Here is a 2,308-nt window from a genome sequence, read left to right as displayed (position 1 = left end):
GTGCCCTCCGTGGGGGTGCTCGGGGAGGGTGTCGCGCCGGGCAGGTTCTCCTTGGGGAGGTGGCGGCTGACCTCGGCCGTCGTGAGGCCGAGGCCGCCCAGTTCGATCTCGTCCCAGGCCTGGAGGTGGCGGGTGTCCCGGTCGAAGTAGAGGATCGACGCCTCGATGGGGTCGGGGTGCTTGCCTTCGATGGCGCGCAGGCCGCTGCCGCCGGTGGAGCCTTCGATGCGGAGCCGGGTGCCGTACTTCAGGATCTCCATCTCGTCGTGGTGGAGGTGGCCCGCCAGGGCGAGGGGGACCTCGCCGTCGACCCCGCGGGCGGCGGCGGGCTCGTGGGCGATGGCGACGTCCACCGGGGTGCCGGCCGTGCTCTGGTCGCGCAGGGCGGTGGCCAGGCGGGCGCCGGCCAGTTCCTGGGATTGGCGGGCGCCGATCCGCCGGGACCGGTCGGGGGTGAACTGCGGGTCACCGATGCCGGCGAAGCGCAGGCCCTTGATCGTCTTGGCCTTGCCGTCGTCCAGGACGTGGACGTTCCTGAGGCGCTGCATATAGCGCTGGGTGATCATCGAGTCGTGGTTGCCGCGGACCCAGACGTAGGGGGCTCCGAGGTCCTCGATGGGGTCCAGGAAGCCGTTCTCGGCGGCTGTGCCGTGGTCCATGGTGTCGCCCGAGTCGACGATCACGTCGACCTTGTACTGCTCCACGAGCGAGGCGATGATCTTCCAGCTCGCCGGGTTGAGGTGGATGTCGGAGACGTGCAGGACTCGGATCGTGGAGGGGTCGGGTGCGTAGGCGGGGAGCGTCGAGGTGGCGTCGTAGAGCTTGGTCACGTTGGTGACGAGGCGGGCCAACTCCTTCTGGTAGACGTCGAATTCCGTGACGATGCTGCGTGCGTTGCCGACCAGGGAGGGGGCCGAGGTGAGCAGGCCGGAGAACCTGGGTTCCAGGACGGAGTCGGGGCGCCAGGTGGCGTAGGCGGTGCCGCCCGAGGCGGCGAGGAGGGTGAGGGCGAGGCCGCCGGCGGCCATCGCGCGGCGGGGGCGGCGGTAGACGGCGAGGCCCAGGGTGGTGGCGCCGACGACGACGGCGACGCCGGAGCGCAGGGCCAGGTCGAGGGTGCCGCGGCCGACGTCCTCGGTGACCTCGTCCTGGAGGCCGGAGAGGCGTTCGGGGTGGTCGACGAGGGCCTGGGAGCGCTCGGGGTCGAGCTGGTCGATGTTGACGTCCAGGCGGACGGGGGCGATGTGGCTGTTCAGTTCCAGGGCGCCCAGGGGTGAGATGTTGATCTTCGTGCCGCCGGTGAAGGACGGGCGCAGGGTCATGGTGGTGTTCATGGGGCCGACCGGGGCCCGGACGTTGCCCACGACCAGCAGCCCCAGCCAGGCGCCGAGGAGGACGACGGCGACGAGTCCCACCGCACGGGTCCACGGGTGCGGCTGTGTCACGAGTTCGATCGTGGCGGGTGCCTGGCGGGAGCGGTAGTGGCGGGCCAGGGCGCGTGGGGCGTTGCGGATCGGTTTCAGGACGCTCAGGACTGCGGCGGGGACGCGGGCCATTGGTCCCGTATGCCCAAGTGCGCGGGCGGATATGCGGCGCCGGAAGGCTCTCGTACGGCGGGGGTGTGGCCGACAATGGGCCTGTGCTGGAGATGACGCGTGAGGAGTTCGAGGAGCTGGTCGCCGAAGCGCTCGACCGGATCCCGCCGGAGTTGACCCGATTGATGGACAACGTCGCGGTGTTCGTCGAGGACGAGCCGCCGGCGGACGATCCCGAGTTGCTCGGGCTGTACGAGGGGACTCCGCTGACCGATCGGGGCGAGTGGTACGCCGGTGTGCTGCCGGACCGGATCACCGTCTACCGGAATCCGACGCTGCGGATGTGTGAGTCGCGGGAGGACGTGGTCGCGGAGACGGAGATCACCGTGGTGCACGAGATCGCGCACCACTTCGGCATCGACGACGAGCGCCTTCACGCCCTGGGTTACGGCTGACCGGGTTGTGAATGCGGGGCGCGTGTCCTCTTGTGGGCGGCGGGAGTTGGAGGTGTTGACTCCCTCACCCTTTCCGGAGGTGGCCCCGTGCGCCCCTTGTACGTACCCGTCCGACTGGCCGCCACGGTTGTGGCGGTCGCCGCTGCCGCCGGCTGCATGAGCGTCGGCGACGACGCGGGTGGGAGCGTCAAGCCGTCGCACTCCGCCGGGCAACGGGGCGGTGAGGCTCCGGACGGCGGGCCGGCGGTGTCGGGCGGTGGCGCGGGGTTCGGCGCTGCCGGTGAGGAGAGCGAGCGGGGGCGCGGCAAGGGCAAGAAG

General features: G+C 71.1%; 2 protein-coding genes and 1 pseudogene. 2 read left to right on the top strand and 1 reads right to left on the bottom strand.

Annotation, left to right across the window (positions count from 1 at the left end; genetic code table 11):
• Positions 1 to 1,556: metallophosphoesterase family protein (locus tag C1J00_RS42215; protein ID WP_180989902.1), on the bottom strand; the 1,556-nt coding region annotated here is incomplete at its 3' end.
• Positions 1,557 to 1,639: 83 nt separating this feature from the next.
• Here C1J00_RS42215 and C1J00_RS42210 point away from each other — a divergent pair.
• The gene (locus tag C1J00_RS42210) at positions 1,640 to 1,990 is read left to right on the top strand and encodes a metallopeptidase family protein (RefSeq protein WP_031137833.1); all 351 of its coding nucleotides are present in this window, start codon (positions 1,640 to 1,642) and stop codon (positions 1,988 to 1,990) included.
• 87 nt (positions 1,991 to 2,077) lie between these two features.
• A pseudogene (locus C1J00_RS42205) lies at positions 2,078 to 2,308 on the top strand (hypothetical protein); the annotation flags it as partial.

The sequence above is a fragment of the Streptomyces cahuitamycinicus genome (assembly GCF_002891435.1).
Classification (GTDB): Bacteria; Actinomycetota; Actinomycetes; order Streptomycetales; family Streptomycetaceae; genus Streptomyces; species Streptomyces cahuitamycinicus.
Note: the sequence above shows the minus strand (reverse complement) of the source record. Positions and strands in the feature narration are given on the sequence as shown.